This window comes from Longimicrobium sp. (genome assembly GCF_036280135.1).
Lineage (GTDB): Bacteria > Gemmatimonadota > Gemmatimonadetes > Longimicrobiales > Longimicrobiaceae > Longimicrobium.
The window spans coordinates 1-19,556 of the sequence record NZ_DASURI010000360.1 but is presented as its reverse complement, the minus strand read 5'-3'; the positions used below and the strand labels follow the sequence as shown (position 1 = coordinate 19,556).

The 19,556-nt window shown below is 72.2% G+C and carries 13 protein-coding genes; 8 read left to right on the top strand and 5 right to left on the bottom strand.

What is annotated here, in order from left to right; translation table 11 throughout:
* Positions 1–403: 403 nt before the first annotated feature.
* The 4 genes from VFZ20_RS11320 to cysK all read right to left on the bottom strand — a co-directional run bounded on the left by VFZ20_RS11320 (position 404) and on the right by cysK (position 6,046).
* Complete coding sequence (locus VFZ20_RS11320) at positions 404–685, bottom strand: UBP-type zinc finger domain-containing protein (protein ID WP_329683986.1); 282 nt, start codon at positions 683–685, stop codon at positions 404–406.
* A 40-nt stretch (positions 686–725) separates the two neighbouring features.
* Positions 726–2,387, bottom strand: a complete 1,662-nt coding sequence (locus VFZ20_RS11315; protein WP_329683985.1) for an FAD-dependent oxidoreductase — start codon at positions 2,385–2,387, stop codon at positions 726–728.
* A gap of 584 nt (positions 2,388–2,971) precedes the next feature.
* Positions 2,972–4,510, bottom strand: a complete 1,539-nt coding sequence (locus VFZ20_RS11310; RefSeq protein ID WP_329683984.1) for a sensor histidine kinase — start codon at positions 4,508–4,510, stop codon at positions 2,972–2,974.
* Between the two features lie 546 nt (positions 4,511–5,056).
* Entirely contained in the window at positions 5,057–6,046 is a 990-nt protein-coding gene (gene cysK, locus VFZ20_RS11305) for a cysteine synthase A (protein ID WP_329683983.1), read from the bottom strand.
* 323 nt (positions 6,047–6,369) lie between these two features.
* On the opposite strand from cysK, the gene VFZ20_RS11300 reads away from it, so the two are divergent.
* From VFZ20_RS11300 to VFZ20_RS11280, 5 genes are all read left to right on the top strand, one after another.
* A complete protein-coding gene (locus VFZ20_RS11300; RefSeq protein ID WP_329683982.1) occupies positions 6,370–8,493 on the top strand; it encodes a S9 family peptidase in 2,124 nt (707 codons plus the stop codon).
* Positions 8,494–9,167: 674 nt separating this feature from the next.
* A complete protein-coding gene (locus VFZ20_RS11295) occupies positions 9,168–10,100 on the top strand; it encodes a lysyl oxidase family protein (RefSeq protein WP_329683981.1) in 933 nt (310 codons plus the stop codon).
* Positions 10,101–10,428: 328 nt separating this feature from the next.
* Positions 10,429–10,842 carry a hypothetical protein gene (locus VFZ20_RS11290; RefSeq protein ID WP_329683980.1) on the top strand — a complete coding sequence of 138 codons (414 nt, stop codon included), beginning with the start codon at positions 10,429–10,431 and terminating at the stop codon, positions 10,840–10,842.
* Between the two features lie 89 nt (positions 10,843–10,931).
* Positions 10,932–13,265 carry a TonB-dependent receptor gene (locus tag VFZ20_RS11285; protein ID WP_329683979.1) on the top strand — a complete coding sequence of 778 codons (2,334 nt, stop codon included), beginning with the start codon at positions 10,932–10,934 and terminating at the stop codon, positions 13,263–13,265.
* Positions 13,262–14,596, top strand: a complete 1,335-nt coding sequence (locus VFZ20_RS11280) for a sialidase family protein (RefSeq protein WP_329683978.1) — start codon at positions 13,262–13,264, stop codon at positions 14,594–14,596. The genes VFZ20_RS11285 and VFZ20_RS11280 overlap by 4 nt, the downstream gene beginning before the upstream one ends.
* A 162-nt stretch (positions 14,597–14,758) precedes the next feature.
* Here the strand turns inward: VFZ20_RS11280 and VFZ20_RS11275 are convergent, their stop codons facing one another.
* On the bottom strand, positions 14,759–16,594 hold the full coding sequence (locus VFZ20_RS11275) for a hypothetical protein (protein ID WP_329683977.1): 1,836 nt from the start codon (positions 16,592–16,594) through the stop codon (positions 14,759–14,761).
* Positions 16,595–16,814: 220 nt separating this feature from the next.
* Here VFZ20_RS11275 and VFZ20_RS11270 point away from each other — a divergent pair, with 220 nt between their 5' ends.
* The 3 genes from VFZ20_RS11270 to VFZ20_RS11260 all read left to right on the top strand — a co-directional run.
* A complete protein-coding gene (locus VFZ20_RS11270) occupies positions 16,815–17,816 on the top strand; it encodes a hypothetical protein (protein WP_329683976.1) in 1,002 nt (333 codons plus the stop codon).
* The gene (locus VFZ20_RS11265) at positions 17,816–19,207 is read left to right on the top strand and encodes a hypothetical protein (RefSeq protein ID WP_329683975.1); all 1,392 of its coding nucleotides are present in this window, start codon (positions 17,816–17,818) and stop codon (positions 19,205–19,207) included. Before VFZ20_RS11270 ends, VFZ20_RS11265 begins: the two co-directional genes overlap by 1 nt.
* An 11-nt stretch (positions 19,208–19,218) precedes the next feature.
* Positions 19,219–19,556, top strand: a 338-nt coding sequence (locus VFZ20_RS11260; protein ID WP_329683974.1) for a hypothetical protein, incomplete at its 3' end; no start/stop codon positions are given.

Genomic DNA, 19,556 nt, shown 5'->3' with positions numbered 1-19,556 from the left:
GCCCGGGGGAGCCGCGCGCTTCTCGCGTGTTACGATCGATCTATGACTGCAGCACACGCGCGGTTTTCGGGGGGACGCGCGGGCGGGGAGCGGGGGGCGTCGAACGTGGTCCGTCAGTCCAGCCCTTCGTTCGGCATCCTGTAAGGCAACCCCGCTGCCACCTCGCGCTGAAACGGCATCTGCTGATCCCGCAATCGCTTACCCGCATCCGCCGCTCCCGCCTCGCAATCCGTGTGTCACCTCGCGTGGACAGTTGCGCTCCAGCACGAGTGGACGGGTCGAGGACGGTCTTGCTTTTCCTGCATTCTCACGCAGAGCCGCAGAGGCGCAGAGAACGTCATCGCGCGACGAAGTACTCTGCGTCCTCTGCGGCTCTGCGTGAGAAAATCTGTTGCCGTTGCTTTCAGTTCGCCGCGTTGGGATTGATGACCTCCACCTCGTCCGCGTAGCACCAGCGCCAGTCCTCGCCCGGCTCCATGGACTGCACGATAGGATGGCTGGTGGCATGGAAGTGACGCGTGGCGTGGCGGTTGGGCGAGCTGTCGCAGCAGCCCACGTGGCCGCAGATCAGGCACAGCCGCAGGTGCACCCACCAGTCACCCGTCTTGAGGCACTCCTCGCAGCCCTCCGGCGTCCGCGGCTGGACGCGCTCGTCGATCTGGTCCTCGTGCGTGCACTTCTTCATCGGCGCCTCGAATCCAGGAATAAAGGGGAACGGCGGAACGTCAGAGGTCCGCCAGGTACTGGTGCACGAACGAGATGGCCACCGAACCCTCGCCCACGCCCGACGCCACGCGCTTGACCGAACCGTGCCGCACGTCGCCCGCGCAGAATACGCCGGGCACGCTGGCCTCCAGCAGGAACGGGTCGCGCTCCAGGGGCCACTCGCGGGGCGGCCGGCCGTCACGCATCACGTCCGGGCCCGTGAGGATGAAGCCGTGGTTGTCGCGCATCACGCAGTCGCCCAGCCAGTCCGTGTTGGGCATGGCGCCGATGAAGATGAACAGCGCCGCCGCCTCCACCCTGCGCGTGGCGCCGCCGCCCGTCATCAGCGTGAGCTCCTCCAGCCGGCCGTCGCCGTGGGCCGCGTGCACCTGCGTGTGGTGGTGCACGTGGATGTTCTCCGTCCGCTCGATCTGGTCCACCAGGTACTGCGACATGGTCTTGCCCAGGTCATCCCCGCGCAGAACGATGTTCACGGACCGCGCGACGGTGGCCAGGTACACGGCCGCCTGCCCCGCGCTGTTGCCCGCGCCCACGATGTACACGTCGCGCCCCGTGCACGACAGCGCCTCCGTCATCGTGCTGCCGTAGTAGATGCCGGCCCCCGTGAGCGCCTCCACCCCCTCCGCCGCCAGCTTTCGGTACTGCACGCCGCAGGTGACCATCACGGCGTGGCAGCTGAGCTCGCCGCCGTCGCTCGTGGACAGGTAGCGGTAGGGGCCGTCCAGCCGCAGCCCCGTGGCCTGCACGGGCGTGAGCAGCTCCGCGCCGAACTTGCGCGCCTGCGCCACGGCCCGCCGCGTGAGGTCCGCGCCGCTCAGCCCCCGCGGAAAGCCCAGGTAGTTCTCGATGAGCGCCGACGTGCCCGCCTGCCCGCCGGGCGCCTCGGCGTCCAGCACCACCGTCTTGAGCCCCTCCGACGCGCCGTACACGGCCGCCGCCAGCCCCGCCGGCCCCGCGCCGATGATGGCCAGGTCGTAGAACGGCTTGTCCGCCTGCGTCTTGAGGCCGGCCTTCTCCGCCACCTCGCGTGTGCCCGGCTGCACCAGCACGGCGCCGTCGGGAAAGAGGACGACGGGCAGCTGGTGCGGGCTGGCGCCGGCCGCGCTCAGCAGCTCCCGGGCGTCCTTGTCGGACTCGATGTCCAGGGCGCGGTAGGGCACCTGGTTGCGGGCCAGGAAGTCCTTGATGTCGTGCACCTGCGGCGACCAGCGCGGGCCGATGATGCGGATGCCCTCGAACCCCGGCCGCCACCCCGCGCGCCAGTCGTCCAGCAGGTCGTCCACCACCGGGTACAGGTTCTCCTCCGGCGGGTCCCACGGCTTCTGGAAGTAGTAGTCCACCCCCGCGCGGTTGATGGCGCCGATGGCCGCCTCGATGTCGGCGTACGCCGTGAGGATGGCGCGCTTGGCCGTGGGCGCCAGCTGCGTGCTGGCCTCCAGGAACTCCACGCCGCTCATCCCCGGCATGCGCTGGTCGGCCAGCAGCAGCGCCACGGGGTCGCCGCGGACGCTCAGCTGGCGCAGCAGGTCCAGCGCCGCCGGGCCGGACGCGGCGGACAGGACGCGGTAGTCGCGGACGTAGCGGCGCTTGAGGTCGCGCTCCACGGCGCGCAGGACCTCGGGATCGTCGTCCACGGTAAGGAGGACGGGCCGTGCTGCCATTCGTGCGCTTTCGTCTGGGAGATGGTGGGGCGGATGCGAACCCGGTCGCAGCAGTCGGAAGATAGTCGCCCGCGCAAGGGTCCAGTAGTCGCCGATTGCGGATCTGATCCGGTACGACCGTCTCCCGGCCGGCGTCCGGTTCCGAACCAGGCATCCGTTCCGAACCAGGCATCCGTTCCGAGCCGGCATCCGTTCCGAGCCGGCATCCGTTCCGAACCAGGCGTCCGTTCCGAACCAGGCGTCCGTTTCGGGACGGAGCGAATGGTGCAGATTGCGGATCGGATCCGGTACGGCCGTCTCCCAGCCGGAGCGAATGAATTCGCCGCTGGAAGTTCGCGAAGTCCGCCTGCGCGGACTGCCCTGGCGGGGCGACGCCATGCGCACCATGGCAGCCTTCTCGATAGCTCGAACGCTGCCCTGGTGCACAAAGACGGCGTGCGGCAGGAGCGGTCGGCGCAGGCCGACATCACGTTGTCAGAGCCGCGAATTCATTCGCCGGGGCTGGGGCACCGCGCTGTCTGCACGGGTCCGCAACCGGCACAATCCGCCGTCGTCCCCGCGCCGAATCCGCCGATCCGCCATCGTCAGCCCGCCGATCCGCCGAGTCTGTTAATCCGCCGAGTCCGTTGATCCGCCGAATCCGCCGAATCCGCCGAATCCGCCGAATCCGCCGGCGGGGGCGCGGGCTGGCCCAGCACCACGTCCGGCTGCGCCTCCGGTGCGTCCGCGGCCGTGCTCGCCGGGCGCGGGGGCGGGTCGATGGGCAGCAGGATGCTGAACCGCGTCTCGCCGGGGACGGACGTCACGTCGATGGTGCCGCCGTGGCCCTGCGTGATGATGTGGTGCACCACGTCCAGCCCCAGCCCCGTGCCCACGCCCACGGGCTTGGTGGAAAAGAACGGCTCCCAGATGCGCGGAAGCAGCTCCGCGGGGATGCCGTGCCCGCTGTCCGTGATCTCCACGAGCACGTGCGTGTCGCGCGGCGCCGTGCGGACGGTGATGCGCCCCGTGTCGCGCGGCACGGCGTCGATGGCGTTGTCCAGCAGGTTGGTCCACACCTGGTTCAGCTCGCCGGGGTGGGCGGCGATGCGCGGCAGGTCCGGCGCGTAGTCGCGGACGACGTTCACGCCGCAGTGGCGGATGCGGTGCGCCAGCATGGTGAGCGTGCTTTCCAGCCCCGCGTGCACGTCCGTCTGCACCCGCGCCGCGCCGCCGTCCATGTGCGAGTACGACTTGACGGCGCTCACGAGCGACGAGATGCGGGCCGATGCCTCCTCGATCTCGCGCAGCAGCGACTCCGCCGCCAGGTCCGCCCCCAGCCAGGTGAACGCGGCCGGGGTGAGCGAGCACGCCTGCAGGTCCCCCGCCTCCAGCCCTGCGTCGGCCAGCGATCCGGCGATGTCCCACGCGCGGTCCACGCCGCGCTCCTCCAGGGCCGCGGCCAGTGCGTCCTCGCGCTCGCTGCGCGCCAGGGCGTCGGCCGCGGGAAAGGAGCCGCGTGCGTCCAGCAGCTCCTGGATGGCCGAGCGCGCCTGCTCGTCGCCCACGAACTGCAGCGTGGCCTCGCGCAGACCGTCCAGCATCTCGCGCAGGCGCTGGGCGGAGCGGCGCGCGGCGGCGGCCGGGTTGTTGAGCTCGTGGGCCAGCCCCGCGGAAAGCTTGCCCAGCGCCAGCAGCCGGTCCCACTGCTCGTCCGTGCGCGTGGTCTGCCGTACGCGCTCCACCATGAGCGTGACGAGCGGCTGCTCCAGCGACGGGATGGCGTGCAGCAGCGCGGCAAAGTGCTCGTCGGGGAGGATCCACACGCGCGACGGGAGCACGGCGCGCCCCGTCCCCGCCCAGCGCGCCATGCGCGAGAACGGCAGCTTGCCCGACACGTCGCCCGCGCGGGCGATGAACACGCGGGACTCCGGCGCGTTCTGCGGGCGCGAGTGCACCTCGCCCTCCAGCATGGCGAACATGGCGTTGGCCGGGTCGCCGAACTGGAAGAGCGAATCACCCGCCTGGAGCGAACGGACATGTCCGTGCTCCGCGAGCCAGGCGAGGTCGCCGGGCGCGAGGTCCTGGAACAGGTGGATGCGCCGCAGCTCGTCCGCGAGGGCCGGCGCGTCGGTGCTGATCATGGCGGGGCGGGGCAGGGGGCTGGGACGATGATCCGGATCGCGCACGTGCCTCGCATTTTCGCGATCCACGGCGCGCGGCGAAAGGGGCGGGGGGGGACATCGCGGGATGATGGACATCACGCGGAGGGCGAGCGCCCCCCATCCCCGGCCCTTCCCCCACAAACAGCGTGGGGGAAGGGAGAACTTCGTCGTGGGCTCCGGGTCCGTGCTGCTTGGTGAAGTGTGTCTCGCCCGCGGAGGGCCCCCTCCCCCCGACCCCCTGCCCCCGCTTCGCGGGGGAGGGGGAGAACTGCGGCTCACACCCCAGTCCGCTGCGGTGCACGATCTCGCCCTCACGACAAACCCCTCCCCCGAAGTTGGGGGAGGGGTCGACCGACGTTGCGAGGAACGAGCAAAAGGAGGTCGGGGGAGAGGGCCCCGTTGCGCAGCGACGGGAACCCGCCTCGTCCGGACCTCTGCCGCCCGGCGCAGCTCCTCGTAGAAGTATACACCCTCTCCCGCGCAGTTTGCGGGAGAGGGTGCGAGCGACAGCGAGCGGGTGAGGGCCTACGCCGGCGCCTGCTCCAGCGCGCCCTCGAACTCGCTGAAGTCCGGGTCCGGCAGCTCCGCGTACACCGGGTTGGAGAGGTACCGCTCGCCGAAGTCGCAGACGATGCTCACGATCAGCTTGCCCTGCATCTCCGGCCGCGCGGCCACCTGCAGCGCCGCCCAGGTGATGCTCCCCGACGAGATCCCCGCGAAGATCGCCTCCTCGCGGGCCAGCCGCCGCGCCGTGGCGATGGCATCGTCGTTGGTCACGGTGATGATCTCGTCGTAGATCCCCGTGTCCAGGTTGCCCGGCACGAACCCCGGCCCGATGCCCTGCTGCTTGTGCGGCGACGGCGACCCGCCCGAGAGCACGGGGCTTTCCGCCGGCTCCACGACGACGATGCGCAGGTCGGGCTTCTGCTCCTTGAGGAACCTGCCCGCGCCGCTGATGGTGCCGCCCGTGCCCACGCTGGCCACGAAGACGTCGACCTGTCCGTCCGTGTCGGCCCAGATCTCCGGACCCGTCGTGCGGTAGTGGATGCGCGGGTTGGCCGGGTTGTCGAACTGCCGCGGCATCCATGCGCGGTCGCCCAGCTTTCCCGCGATCTCCTCCGCCCGGGCGATGGCGCCCTTCATCCCCTTGGGGCCCTCCGTGAGCACCACCTTGCACCCCAGCGCGCGCAGCATGTTGCGGCGCTCGACCGTCATGGTCTCCGGCATGACGAAGATGCAGCGGAACCCGCGCGCCACGGCCGCGTACGCCACGCCGATCCCCGTGTTGCCGCTCGTGGGCTCCACCACCACCATGCCGGGCGTGAGCACCCCCCGCTCGATGGCGTCGTCCACCATGGCCGCGCCGATGCGGTCCTTGACGCTGTTGAACGGGTTGAAGCCCTCGTGCTTCACGACCAGGCGCCCCGGCAGCCCGGCCGCCAGGCGGTTGAGCTGGATGAGCGGCGTGTCGCCCATCGTCTGCGTGACGTCCCCGAAGATGCGTCCCCGTGGCATCGTATCGTCCCCCCGTCCCCGGTGTGAATCGCGTGCGGTCCGGCCGGTTCGCCGGAGCGCGGTTGATCGGCGGCCCATCCCCGGACGCGCGCCGCGCCCGTCCATCCCTCCTGATAGCGGGCCAGCGCCCACCCGGTTCCCCGGATCTGCCGAATCCGCTGCGGGGATCCACCGACGCCCCCGCGATCCCGCCCCGTCAAACGCCCGCTATTCCCTATTCCCTGTTCCCTATTCCCTGCAGTCCCCGGTACTTTCCCCGCCGCACCCCGCGCACTATCGTGCGCCGGCCACGTTTCCCGCACACTCCATCCGCCGAGCTCCCCATGACGCGAACCACCCTTCGCGCGCTCGCGCTGCTGGCGCTGCTCCCGGCCGCTCCGGCGGCGGCGCAGACCGCGCGCGACCTGCCGGCCCCGCCGGTGGCCCGCATTGTCCCCCGGACGGACACCCTGCACGGCGACGTGCGGGTGGACAACTACTTCTGGCTGCGCGACCGCCGGAACCCCGAGGTGATCTCGTACCTGGAAGCGGAGAACCGCTACACCGACACGGCCATGGCGGCCACGCGGCAGCTGCAGGAGACGCTGTACCAGGAGATCCTGGGCCGCATTCGCCAGACGGACCTGTCCGTGCCGGACCGCATTGGCCCGTACTTCTACTACACGCGCACGGAGGAGGGAAAGCAGTATCCCATCTTTGCCCGGCGCCGCGGCGGCATGGACGCGCCCGAGGAGGTGTACTTCGACCAGAACCAGATGGCGCAGGGGGCGCGGTACTACACGCTGGGCGCGTTCAGCGTGTCGCCGGACCACCGCTGGCTGGCCTTTGCCGTCGACACCGCGGGATCGGAGAAGTTCATCCTGATGGTGAAGAACCTGGAAACGGGCGAGGTGCTGCCGGACCGCATCGAGAACGTGGCCTTCGGCGCCACGTGGGCGGCGGACAACCGGCACCTGTTCTACGCGCGGATGGACGCGGCGCAGCGCCCGGACCGCATCTTTCGCCACGCCGTGGGCAGCGACCCGTCGGCCGACGTGCAGATCTACCACGAGCCGGACGTGCTCTTTCGCGCCGGCGTGGGGCGGACCAAGGACGACCGGTTCATCGTCGTGAGCAGCGGCAGCTTCACGTCCAGCGAGATGTACGTGATCCCCGCCGACCGCCCCACGGAGTCCCCGCGCCTGGTGAGCCCCCGGCAAAAGGACGTGGTCTACTCGCTGGCCCACCAGGGTGACCGGTTCATCATCCGCACCAACGCGGACGGCGCCACCAACTTCAAGCTGATGTGGGCGCCGGACGGCGATCCGTCCCGGGCCGCCTGGCGCGAGCTGGTGCCCCAGCGCGACGGCGTGCTGCTGGAGGGCATCGACGTCTTTCGCGACCACCTGGTGATGTACGAGCGGGGCAACGCGCTGCGCAACATCCGCATCCGCAACGTCCGCACGGGCGACGAGCACACCATCGCCTTTGCCGAGCCGGTGTACACGGCGGGCGGCGGCTCCAACCCGGAGTACGACACGAACACGCTGCGGTTCAGCTACCAGTCCATGGTGACGCCGTCGGCCGTGTACGACTACGACATGAACACGCGGCAGCGCGAGCTCAGGAAGCAGACGGAAGTCATCGGATACGACCCGTCGCTGTACGCGTCGGAGCGCACCTGGGCGCGGGCCGCCGACGGCGCCATGGTCCCCGTCTCGCTCGTGTACCGCAAGCCGCTGGCGCGGGACGGCGCGCGGCCCATGCTGCTGTACGCGTACGGCAGCTACGGAAACAGCACGGACCCCACGTTCTCGTCCGCCAACCTGAGCCTGCTGGACCGCGGCGTGGTGTTCGCCATCGCGCACATCCGCGGCGGGCAGGAGATGGGCCGGGCCTGGTACGACCAGGGCAAGATGCTCAACAAGCGCAACACGTTCACGGACTTTGTCGCCGCGGCGGAGCACCTGGTGCGCGAGGGGTACACGTCGCGCGAGCGGCTGGCCATCCGCGGCGGCAGCGCCGGCGGCCTGCTGATGGGCGCCGTGGTGAACATGCGCCCGGACCTGTTTCGCGCGGTGGTGGCCGACGTGCCGTTCGTGGACGTGATCAACACTATGGCCGACGCGTCCATCCCCCTCACGGCGGGCGAGTGGGAACAGTGGGGCAACCCCGCCAACGAGGCGGAGTACCGCTACATGCTGTCGTACTCGCCGTACGACAACGTGGAGCGCAAGGCGTATCCCACCATGCTGGTGACGACGGGGCTCAACGATCCGCGCGTGGCGTACTGGGAGCCCGCCAAGTGGGTGGCCCGCCTGCGGTCGATGAAGACGGACGCCAACCTGCTGCTGCTGCGCACCAACATGGGTGCGGGCCACGGCGGCTCGTCGGGCCGATACGACGCGCTGCGCGAGACGGCGTTCCGCTACGCCTTCATCCTGCACAACCTGGGCATCGACCGCTGACGCGGACGGGATGACCCGCGCTCCGCGGACGCGGTCCGCGGATGCGGTCCGCGGATGAACGGGACGAAAGGACGGGCGCACGGCACCTTTGCCGTGCGCCGTTTTCTGTTGTCCGGAGAGTCGGCCCACATCCGATTCACGACAGCGTGTGACCAAATGGGGATTGCTGCGTCTGGGTGCATCCGCGCCTTCCGAACAGGCGCGGCGCGCCATCGCATTCCCGGCGCTGACCGAGGAGGACGGCGCGGGATTCATAACTTTCAGCATGCCTTCGCCGCGCGTCCATACATTTTGGCACGGGAATTGTAAGTAGCAGGCCCGATTCCACGCCTCAGCTCCACCGCAGTGATGCACGCGCGGGCCTCCTGGCCGCGCCGCAGTCCCTCCGCCGACGTCCCGAGCTCTCCCAGAGACTCCGCGGAAAAATCCCAGCCAGACGCAGCGCAGTACCCGGCCGTGCCCCGCGCGCGGTCCCCGTTGTTCCGTCGTTGCGGGCAGTTCCGCGGCCGCGTCCCAGCCGTACACGCAAGCCGTCATAAAGCGCGCATGAGCCGGCGCCTCGCGCACCGGAACGTGCGACCCGATGCACCATTCTGGTTCACACCGTCCGCGCTCCCTCGCGCGGGCAACCCCGGGGAACTCCCTCCCCTCACTTCACTCCCCTTGGAGGACGGATGCGCAGACTTTCGGTAATGGGCATGGGCGCTGCGGCGCTGCTTGCCGCGGGCGCGGTGGCGGCGTGCGAGAACGGCGGCCCGCAGGGGCTTTCGGCGCCGGAGCGGGCGCTGACGTCGGCGTCGCAGGACCTGGTGGGCACGCCGGACCTGGTGGTGGACACGCGGACCATCGCCAGCTCGTGGGTGGTGCGCGAGGAGGAGTTCGTGGAGGGCCAGTGCAGCGTGGAGGAGGGCAACATCCCCACGGGCACGCACCGCTCGCTGCGCTTTTCGGTGCTGGTGAACAACATCGGCGACGCCGACCTGTTCGTGGGCGACCCCCTGGCCCACATGGACCCCAACGGCGACGGCAACTTCAGCGACCAGGACGGCCTGTTCGAGTTCGCCAGCTGCCACGCGCACTTCCACTTCCGCAACTACGCCACGTACGAGATCCTGCGCATCAACGCGGACGGCTCGCTGGGCTCGCCGGTGCAGGCCCGCAAGCGCGGCTTCTGCATGCTGGACACCACGCCCTGGGCGCAGGACGGCACGGCGCCCAGGCCGCGCTACTACATGAACTGCGGCAACCTGACCATCCATGGCAACCAGGGCATCAGCACGGGCTTTGGCGACATGTACGTCAAGCAGCTGCCCGGCCAGCTGTTCCTGCTGTCGGACCCCAACGAGCCGGTGCCGCCGGGCCGGTACGTGATGCGCGTGACGGCCAACCCGCCGTTCGCCGAGCGCCGCGGCGAGGTGTGCCCGGCCAAGGATCCCCAGGGCATGTGCCACATGTTCAAGGAACAGCGGTACGACAACAACGTGGGCGAGGTCGTGATCGAGATCCCCAACCGCGTGGGCCGCACGGGCTACGGCCCGGGCGCGGGCCAGTTCAAGGAGGAGCTGGACTCGTACCACCACCCCGAGGCGCACGGCCAAGGCAAGTAAGCCGCGCGATGGGCTGATGACGGACGGGGCGGGGGAGATCATCCCTCGCCCCTTCGTTCATCCATGAACGACAACCGATTTCTCACGCAGGGCCGCAGAGCCGCAGAGCCGCAGAGCCGCAGAGCCGCAGAGCCGCAGAGCCGCAGAGGGATTTCATCGTGCGACGAAGTACTCTGCGTCCTCCGCGGCTCTGCGTGAGAATGCAGTTGGGTTTTTGCTTCGCGTGTAGGGGATTTTCCCCTTCGGACGAGGAGGCAAATTCCCGATGGAGCACCGTGTTACAAAGTCACATCTTGGTTCTTGAACGCCGAACCCTTATTCTGCTGCCGTGAACCGTACGCTGCGCGACCGAATGACGGCCCTGCTGGCCGCCGTGCTCTTCCTGCTCTCCGGGGCGGGGGACGCGTTTGGCGCGCACGCATGCCCGCACCACACCGCCATCGCCGCGCCCGGGTTCGCGGCGCCCATGGCGGCCGGCGCGGCGCACCACGGGCACGCGGCGGCGCACGAGGGCCACGGTCCCGCGGCGCCCGGCCAGCACGACGGCCACTCCGCGTGCACCTGCGGCGGCGTCTGCCCCATCTCCGCCGGCCCGGCGCCCCTCGCCGCGCCCGCGCTGGTGCCCGTTCCGCTCGCCCTGCTGCCCGAGGCGCCGTTCGCGCTCCCGGACGGCACGGCGCTCCCCGCGCGCCTGGTCGCGCACCTCCTGCCGTTCGCGCAGGCACCTCCCCCGTTGGCCTGATCCGTCGTTCTCGACAAAGAAGACCGTGATCCGGCGGCGCACCGTTGCGCCGGCCGTTGCCGACCCATGCATCCAAGGTGAGGTGGAGTGTGTCCACTCCTGTCGTATCCCGTTCGCGGCGCCTGATCGCCGCGCTGGCCGCGCTCGTCCTGTGCGCGGCGCCCGCCGCCGCCCAGCAGACGGGCGCCATCGAAGGAACCGTCGTATCCGCCGCGGGCGGCGAGCCGCTCTCCGGCGCCACCGTGCGCATCGACGACGCGCGGTCCGCCGTGACGGATGCCGCCGGCCGCTTTCGCATCGCCAACCTTTCGGCCGGCGCGTACACGCTTCGCGCGGCCCGCGTGGGCTACGCCGACGCCACCGCCTCCGCCGACGTCCGTGCCGGCGCCACGGCCGCCGTCCGCATTGCCCTGGCCGAGCGGAGCGTGATGCTGGACGAGCTGGTCGTCGTCAGCGCCACGCGCGAGGTGCGGCGCCTGGCCGAGACGCCGGCCACCGTGGGCGTCGTCGGCGGCGCGGAGCTGCGCGCGGCGCGCCCCGCCCATCCCGCCGAGGTGATGGGGCAGATCCCCGGCGTGTGGGTGAGCGTCACGGGCGGCGAGGGCCACACCACGGCCATCCGCCAGCCCAAGACCACCAACCCCGTCTACCTGTTCCTGGAGGACGGCGTGCCCACGCGGTCCACGGGCTTCTTCAACCACAACGCCCTGTACGAGGTCAACGTCCCGCAGGCGGAGCGCATCGAGGTGCTCAAGGGGCCCGCGACGGCCCTGTACGGCAGCGACGCCATCGGCGGGGTGATCAACGTGGAGTCGCGCGCGCCCTCCGCCGGCCGCACCATGGAGGCGTACGTGGAGCGCGGCGCGTTCGGCTGGAACCGGCTGCTGGCGTCCGCGGGCGGCATGCGCGGCGGCGACGGCGTGCGCGCGGACCTCAACCTCACGCGGACGGACGGGTGGCGGACGGGCACCGCGTACGACCGGCAGAGCGCCACCCTGCGCTGGGACCGGACGATGGGCGGCGGCCAGTCGCTCAAGACGGTGATGACGTACTCGCGCATCGACCAGCAGACGGCCGGGGCCAGCACCCTGCGGGCGGACGACTACGCGTCCAACCCCACGGCCAACTACACGCCCATCTCCTTTCGCGACGTCCGCGCCTTTCGCCTGTCGACGGCGTACGAGCGCGCCGGCGGCCGCACGCTGCTGAGCGTGACGCCGTTCGTCCGCTGGAACACCATGGAGCTGCTGCCCAACTGGTCGCTCTCCTACGATCCCACCGTCTACACCACGGGCCACCGCTCGCTGGGCCTGCTGGCCCGCTACCGCGTGGACCTGGACGCGGTGCGCACGCGCCTCATCGGCGGCGTGGACGTGGACTTCAGCCCGGGCGGGCGGCAGGAGGACAGCGTGGCCGCCGTGCGCGACGGCTCCATCTACCGCTCGTACACCACGGGCCCGCGGCTGTACGACTACCGCGTCACCTTCCACGGCGTCTCCCCGTACCTGCACGCCGAGACGTCGCCGTTCGACGGCCTGCGCTTTACGGCCGGGCTGCGGGCGGACTTCGTGGGATACGACTACGACAACCGCCTGGACGCCCTGCAGACGGGCAAGCACCGCCGGCCGGACGACACGGAGGTCTCCTACGCGCACCTGAGCCCCAAGCTGGGCGGCACGTACGAGTTCGGCCCCGCGCTGGGCATCTTTGCCTCGTACGCGCACGGCTTTCGCGCGCCGTCGGAGGGCCAGCTCTTTCGCCAGGGCCAGGCGGACAACACGGTGGGGCTGGACCCCGTCCGCGCGGACAGCTGGGAGACGGGCGCCCGCGGCTCCATCCTGGGCCGGCTGACGTACCAGGTGTCCGCGTACCGGATGCACGTCCGCGACGATATCCTCACCTTTACCGACACGCGGACGGGCACGCGCGAGACGAGCAACGCCGGGCGCACGCTGCACCGCGGCCTGGAGGTGGGCCTGGGCGCGGCGCTTCCCGCCGGGCTGCGGGCGGACCTGAGCTGGAGCCGGGCGAAGCACACGTACGAGGCGTGGTCGCCGCGCCCGGACGTGGACTTCGCGGGGAACGAGATGGAGAGCGCGCCGCGCACGCTGCTCAGCGCGCGGCTGGGCTGGCGGCCCACGTGGATGGAGGGCGCGGACTTCGCGGCGGAGTGGGCGCGCATCGGCTCGTACTGGATGGACGCCGACAACACGCACCGCTACCCCGGCCACGCGCTGGTGAACCTTCGCGCGGACGTGCCGCTGGCCGGCGGCATCGAGGTGGTGAGCCGCGTGAGCAACCTGCTGGACAAGCGCTACGCCGAGGGCGCCAGCTACACGCAGGCGCTGGGCGAGGAGTTCGCGCCCGGCATGCCGCGCACCGTGTACCTGGGCCTGCAGTGGCGCTGGGAGGGGGGACGATGAGCAAGCGGATGATGATGGGCGGGGCGGCCGCGGTCGCCCTGCTCTCGGTGCCCCTGATCGCCCTGGCCCGCGGCGGATCGGATGCGGGGATGGCGATGGGGGAGACGATGACGATCGCCCGGCACGCGGCCGGCAACCCCACCGTGGGCGTGGACGGGCGGGACGGCACGGGCTTCGTGGCGTGGATCGCCACGGCGGACGGGCGGTCCAACGTCTTCCTGGCCCGCGTGGGCGCGGACGGCCGCCCCGGCGCCCCCGTGCGCGTGAACGACCGCCCGGGCGACGCGGCCCCGCACGAGCAGGCGCCCGCGCAGGTGGCCGTGGGCCCGGACGGCGGCGTGTACGTGCTCTGGCAGAACAACACGAAGCTCGCCGGCCGCCGCTTTCCCGCGAGCGACCTGCGCTTTGCGCGATCGACGGACGGCGGGCGCACGTTCGGCCCCGCCGTCACGGTGAACGACGACGCGGGCGGCGTTCCCTCGTCGCACACCTTCCACGACCTGGTCGTGGGCCCGGACGGCACCGTGTGGGTGTCGTGGCTGGACTCGCGCGCCAAGGACGCCGCCCGCGCCGCGCGTCCGAAGCCGGTGTCCGCGCAGCCGGCGCCGGCGGGGAATCCGCACGGCGCCGCGGGTCACGGGGGGATGGGCCACGGCGGCGGGGACGACGCGGACCTGCCCCCGTCCGAGGTGCGCGTGGCGAAGTCCACGGACGGCGGGCGGACGTTTGGCCCGAGCATCGTCGTCGACACGGCGCCGTGCCCGTGCTGCCGCACGACGCTGGCCGTGGGCGCGGACGGCGCCGTCTACCTGGCGTGGCGCAAGGAGTACGGCGGCGACGTGCGCGACGTGGTCGTGGCGCGGATGGCGCCCGGCGCGGCGTCGTTCGGGGCGCCGGTGCGCGTGCACGCGGACCAGTGGGTCTTCCCCGCCTGCCCGCACGCCGGCCCGTCGCTGGCGGTGGATGCGCGGGGCCGCGTGCACGTGGGGTGGTACACGGGCAAGGAGGACCGGCAGGGCCTGTGGTACGCGCGCTCGGACGACGGGGGCCGCACCTTCGGCACGCCCGAGGCGCTGGTGACGGGCGCGGACATCACCCCGTCGCAGGTGTCGCTCACGCCGCGCGGCGACGGCGTCCTGCTGGCCTGGGACGACCGCCCGGAGGACGGTGGGCGCCACGTGGCCCTGGCCCGCGTGGACGGGGACGGGCGGATGGCGCGCATCGGCACGGTGGAGGGCCGCATCCCGGCGCTGGAATCGGCGGACGGCGGCGCGCTCGTCGCCTGGCATGACCACCAGACGGTCTACGCCGCGCGCCTGGCCACGCGCTGATCCGCATCCGTCCCAACGGCCGCGGAGCCGGGGGCCGTCGCGGGGATGGAACGGAGAATTCTCACGCAGAGCCGCGGAGGACGCGGAGCACTTCGCCGCGCGATGAAGTACTCTGCTGCCTCTGCTCCCTCTGCGTGAGAATGCTTTTGTGCTTTTGTCTGTTCAGCGCGGAGACGGCGGCGGGGCAGGGGGCGGGGGCGACTGCAGGGTCCCGCGCACGGCATCCGTCGCGGCCTTGAGCAACGCCAGACGCTGGCGCAGCGCATCCTCCGCGGGATCGCGCTGGCCCAGCAGCCCCGCCGCCGCCGCCGACTGCTCGCGCAGCACCTGCAGCGCCGCCGCATCCACACCCTCCATCCCCGACGCCGTCGCGGCTACCGCCTCCGCCGCGCCCACGGCCGCCGCCAGCGCCTCCCGCAGCCGCCCGATCTCCTCCGCCCGCTCCGCCAGCGCCGTCCGCTGCAGCGACGCGATCCGCTCGTCCGCCTGGAGCAGGGAGGCCGTCAGGAACTCGCGGCACGACTCGCACGGCGTCCGCAGCCGCGCCTGCAGACGGACGCGGACGGCCTCCACCGCCGGCACCGTGCGCGCGGCGGCCAGCTCCGCCGCGATGGCCCGGTCGCCCGCCAGCAGCTCCGCCTCGATGCGCCGCTGCTCCTCGCGCAGCATGGCGTACTCCTCGCCCGCGCCCAGCTCGTAGACGGTGATGGGGCGCAGAAGCGTGGACAGGAACTCCTCCAGCTGCGCCGTCCGCGCCTCGCCCGCGGCCACGGGCTGCCGGTCCCACACGCCCGCCGTGGCGAACGCCGTGGAAAAGTAGCCCCAGCGGTTCACGGCGCCCGATCCGGCATTCGTCAGCAGCTGCGTGAAGCAGTCCCCGTAGCGCGCGGCCGGCTCCTGGCCGTGGGCCGTCCAGTACGGGTCGCCCTGGCCCGTGTAGCGCCGCGCCCAGCGGAACGCCGCCCCGGCCGCGCCCTCGCTGGTCCCCAGCCGGCCGGACGCGGCGTCCGCCACCAGGCGCAGGTGCTCCAGCAGCCGCGTCTCCAGGTCGCGCTGCTGCTGGCTCAGCGGCGCCTCGCGCACCACGCGCTCCAGCCGCGCCACGTGGTCCGCCAGGCCGCTGGGCGCGCAGACGAAGTCCGCCACGCCAAAGTCCCGCAGGGGCCGGTAGTCCTCCATGGTCACCGCGAGGACGATGTACGGCACGTCCTCCACCGGCCGCTTGCTCTCCGTCCAGCAGACGCGCCCCGCGTTGCCCGCGCACGGCTCGATCTGCGTCCACTCCGTGGGCACGCGCACGTTGCCGCCGCTGGGACGAAAGAAGATGACGGCGGGGCGGCCGTTCAGCGGCAGCACGGCCATGTCCGGGCGCGACGTGAGCCCGATCACCTGCGCGCTCGTCCACCGCTGCTCCACCTCCGGCGGGAGAATGCTGTTCAGCAGCCGCGACAGGCCGCCCACCTGCAGGGGGCCGTCCAGCACCAGCGACGCCACGGGCGTGCTCTGCACCTGCTGGTTGAACGACTGGATGGCGCGCCGGAACGGGTCCGCCACGCCGCGCGGCACCGCCTGCACCTTGACCGTGACGACGGGCTGCGAGCCCGCGCGCAGGTCCAGGTAGCGCACCTCGCCCAGCTGCAGGGCGGCCACGTCCACGCGGCGCCGCTCGCGCAGGTCGTACAGCGCCACGGGGTACTCCACGGCCGGCGCGCCGCCGCCGGGCGAGATGGCCACGTTCACCACCAGCATGGCAAAGTCGCCGTCCGCCCGGTACGCCCGGCCCCGCAGCGGGTCCAGGTGCGAGCTCACGTAGAAGCGCGCGTAGCCGTTGGAGGGCAGCGCGCCCTGCGACACCTGCGGCGACACCACGTCCGTGCCGAACCACCGCTGCGCCTGCGCCGGCCGCCCCCACGCGGCCACGCACAGCGCCGCCGTGCCCAGCAGGCGGGCGGCGGAGGTCAGGGATCGGCGGAACGGCGCGCGGCGGATGAGCGACATCGGCGGATGCGGATCGGGCGTGCGTGGCGACGGGTGTTTGCCGGGACACAGTAACGGCCCGCGGCCCCCGCCGCAAAACCCGCCGCTGCGAATCTGCTACCCGTCTGTCCCACTACAGATGTATCGGCGGCACGGGCCGGCGTTCCCGCACCCGGCCGCGGCGAAGGGACCGCGGCCGCCCGGCGACGCCAGCCGTTTCCCATCATCCGCACACACGGGCATGGAAGACCAGGAACACCCGCGGGACGACGCCGGGGCCGACGGCCTCGCGTGCGCGTGGATCGAGAACGAGGGGCTGCTGCGGGACGAGGGCGTCGTCTTTGGGCTCATGCGCAACGCCGCGGCGCTCAAGGAAAAGGAGGCGGCCATCCGCGCCTTTCATCGCCGGCGGATGGCGGAAGAGGCACGCCGCCGCGCCGCCGTCCTGGCCGAGCTGGACGCGCTGCTCCACGCGGACGCGCCGCAGGCGGACGGCGTCCACGCGGAGAACGGCGGATCCGTCGTCCCCATCCGTCCGCCCCTCCCGGCGGCCGGCGCCGGGCACGGAGCCGAGGTGGAGGAGGACGCGCCGGGCGGGCTGGTCGCCCGGTACGCGCTGGGGCTCGCGGCCGCGGCCGTGGCGTGCGCGGGGACGGCCGTCTTTGTCTACGAGCAGATGCGCCCGCACTTCCAGCAGCCCGCTCTGGTGACGGCGGGGATCGTGGCCGCGGGGTGCTTCACGGCCTCGCTCCCCGTCTCGCTGCTGTTCACCGGCGACGACGCGCGCCGCGCCAGCGGGGTGGAGCCGTGGAAGGTGCGCCTGGCGGAGCTGGGGCTGCCGTTCGTCGCGGCCCTGTTCGTCGTCGCGTGGTCGTGGGACGCGCTGGGCGCGCTCCGGGCCCTCGCCACGGGGGCGCTGCTCCTTGGGGCGTTCGCCTTCGCGGGGCGGCAGGCGCTCAGCACGCTGCCGCGCCTGGGCAGCGCCGTCCGCGCGTTGCGGCGGGAGCGGGCGCAGCACCACGCGGAGGCGGCGGAGCGCGAGCGCCGCGCCGCGGACGACGGCGTGGCCGCGCTGCGCCGCCGGCTGGCCGGGTTCCGTTCCGAGGAGGAGTGGGACGCCGTCTGCGAGACGCGGCTGGCCATCTTTCGCAGCGAGTACGAGCTGGCGGCCGCGCGGGCGGCCCAGCCCGCGCCCGCCCGGCTCGCGCCCACCCCCCTCTTTGCCGCCAACGAGAGCCACTGATGCGCATCAACATCAACGCCTGGTTCCGCCGCGGAGCCCGGTCCGAGCCCGCGCCGGCCCCCGCGCCCGCGCCGCCGGCCCCCGCCGCGCCCGCGCGCGACGTGACGGAGCGCATCGTGGACTCCGTGCCCGTCACCTACATGGACAGCCCCATCCCGGAGGTGGACTCGTCGTTCGGGTACGGGCACCTGGACGGGCGCCGGGGCGTGCCGCCGGAGAACTTTCGCGGCTTCATCCACCACACGGTGGACGGCGAGGGCATCGAGCGGCGCCTGGCGGAGCTGCAGGCCGACGAGCAGGCCCTTCGCCAGCGCGCCGCAGAGGTGCGCCAGCGCCGCGCCGACCTGGCCGCCGGCACGGAAACCCTCCGCGCCCTGCGCGAGCGCGAGGCGCACTGGACGGGCGAGGTCCGCGCCGCCGAGGCCGCGCTGCGGATGGCGGAGGAGTCTGCCCGGCAGCACGAGCGCGGGTCGTACGGCCACGCGGCCATGTACCTGCTGGCGGGCGCCCTCTTCGTCTTTGGCGACGTGGTGATGACGCGAAAGATCGTCGCCGACGCGCTGCAGCTCACGGGGCACCGCTTCCTGGGGCTGATGGACGAGTCGTGGGTGTTCGCCGCCGGCCTGGCGATGATCTCCATCGTCCTCAAGCCCGCCTACGACCGGCTGGTGGAAAAGCCGTTCTGGCAGGGAAAGGAGAAGCGGTTCCTGGCGGTCATCCTCCTGCTCGCGGCCGGGGCCCTGTGGACGCTGTGGGTGCTGGGCGAGTTCCGCGCGGAGGCGTACGGCGAGCAGCAGCGCCTGATCATCCTCCAGCAGATGGAGGGGATGCCGGACGCAACGAAGCTGCAGGAGATCACGAAGATCCAGGAGCGGATGCTGGGCAGCAAGCTGGCCACGCTCTCCTTCGTCCTCTCCGGGCTCCTGTTCGCCACGGCGGGCGCCGTCACGCTCAGCATCGGCACGCGCTACCTGCGCAACGCCCTCCACGAGCGGCGCCCCGCCCGCAAGCGCGTCGCGCAGGGCGAGCAGGTGCTCACGGGGGCGCGGGATGCGCGGGCGTCCGCCGTGGCCGACATCGCCGCCCACGGCGAGCAGCAGGAGCGGCTGCGCGCCCTGGCCGTGGACGATCCACCCGCGGCGGAGCTGGAGACGCGCGCGGATGCCGTCGCGGAGCAGCGGCGGGAGATGGCGGCGATGTTCGTGGCGTCGCGGCAGCAGCGCCTGCGGCACCTGTACGACGACGGCTACGAGCTGGGCGGCCTGGCCCGGCGCACGGCGGAGGACGAGGAGGCGCGCGCCGCCCGTCCGCGCCGCAAGCGCCCGCGTCCCTTCGTCGCCCTGCGGCGCGCCATCCGCGAGCGCGCCCTCACTTCTGAAACGCTGAACTGAGACGCGCATCCATGCATCGGCACAACCGGACGATGATCCGCCTGATCGCCTGCGCCTCCCTCGTGCTCCTCGCGGCCTGTCCTCCGCCTCCTAAGGACACCTGCGACGGCCCGTCCCGGCAGACGATCGTCTTCTACGACCAGAGCGCCAGCAGCGCCGCGGACGAGCCCACCAAGACGATGTTCCGCGACTCGCTGCGCAACGCCCTGCAAGGCACGCTGCAGTGCCCGGGCGATGCCGTCCACGGCTTCCTGGTCCACGCGAACACGCGCGGCAAGGCGGGCCGGGTCGAGGTGGTGCGGACGGTGGCCGCGCTGGACACGACGTCGATGTCCACGATGCAGAAGGC

Excerpts from the sequence above, each read along its gene's own strand:
- VFZ20_RS11320 (WP_329683986.1), bottom strand. The coding sequence starts at position 685 with ATGAAGAAGTGCACGCACGAGGACCAGATCGACGAGCGCGTCCAGCCG.
- VFZ20_RS11315 (WP_329683985.1), bottom strand. The coding sequence starts at position 2,387 with ATGGCAGCACGGCCCGTCCTCCTTACCGTGGACGACGATCCCGAGGTC.
- VFZ20_RS11310 (WP_329683984.1), bottom strand. The coding sequence starts at position 4,510 with ATGATCAGCACCGACGCGCCGGCCCTCGCGGACGAGCTGCGGCGCATC.
- cysK (WP_329683983.1), bottom strand. The coding sequence starts at position 6,046 with ATGCCACGGGGACGCATCTTCGGGGACGTCACGCAGACGATGGGCGAC.
- VFZ20_RS11300 (WP_329683982.1), top strand. The coding sequence starts at position 6,370 with ATGACGCGAACCACCCTTCGCGCGCTCGCGCTGCTGGCGCTGCTCCCG.
- VFZ20_RS11295 (WP_329683981.1), top strand. The coding sequence starts at position 9,168 with ATGCGCAGACTTTCGGTAATGGGCATGGGCGCTGCGGCGCTGCTTGCC.
- VFZ20_RS11280 (WP_329683978.1), top strand. The coding sequence starts at position 13,262 with ATGAGCAAGCGGATGATGATGGGCGGGGCGGCCGCGGTCGCCCTGCTC.
- VFZ20_RS11275 (WP_329683977.1), bottom strand. The coding sequence starts at position 16,594 with ATGTCGCTCATCCGCCGCGCGCCGTTCCGCCGATCCCTGACCTCCGCC.
- VFZ20_RS11270 (WP_329683976.1), top strand. The coding sequence starts at position 16,815 with ATGGAAGACCAGGAACACCCGCGGGACGACGCCGGGGCCGACGGCCTC.
- VFZ20_RS11265 (WP_329683975.1), top strand. The coding sequence starts at position 17,816 with ATGCGCATCAACATCAACGCCTGGTTCCGCCGCGGAGCCCGGTCCGAG.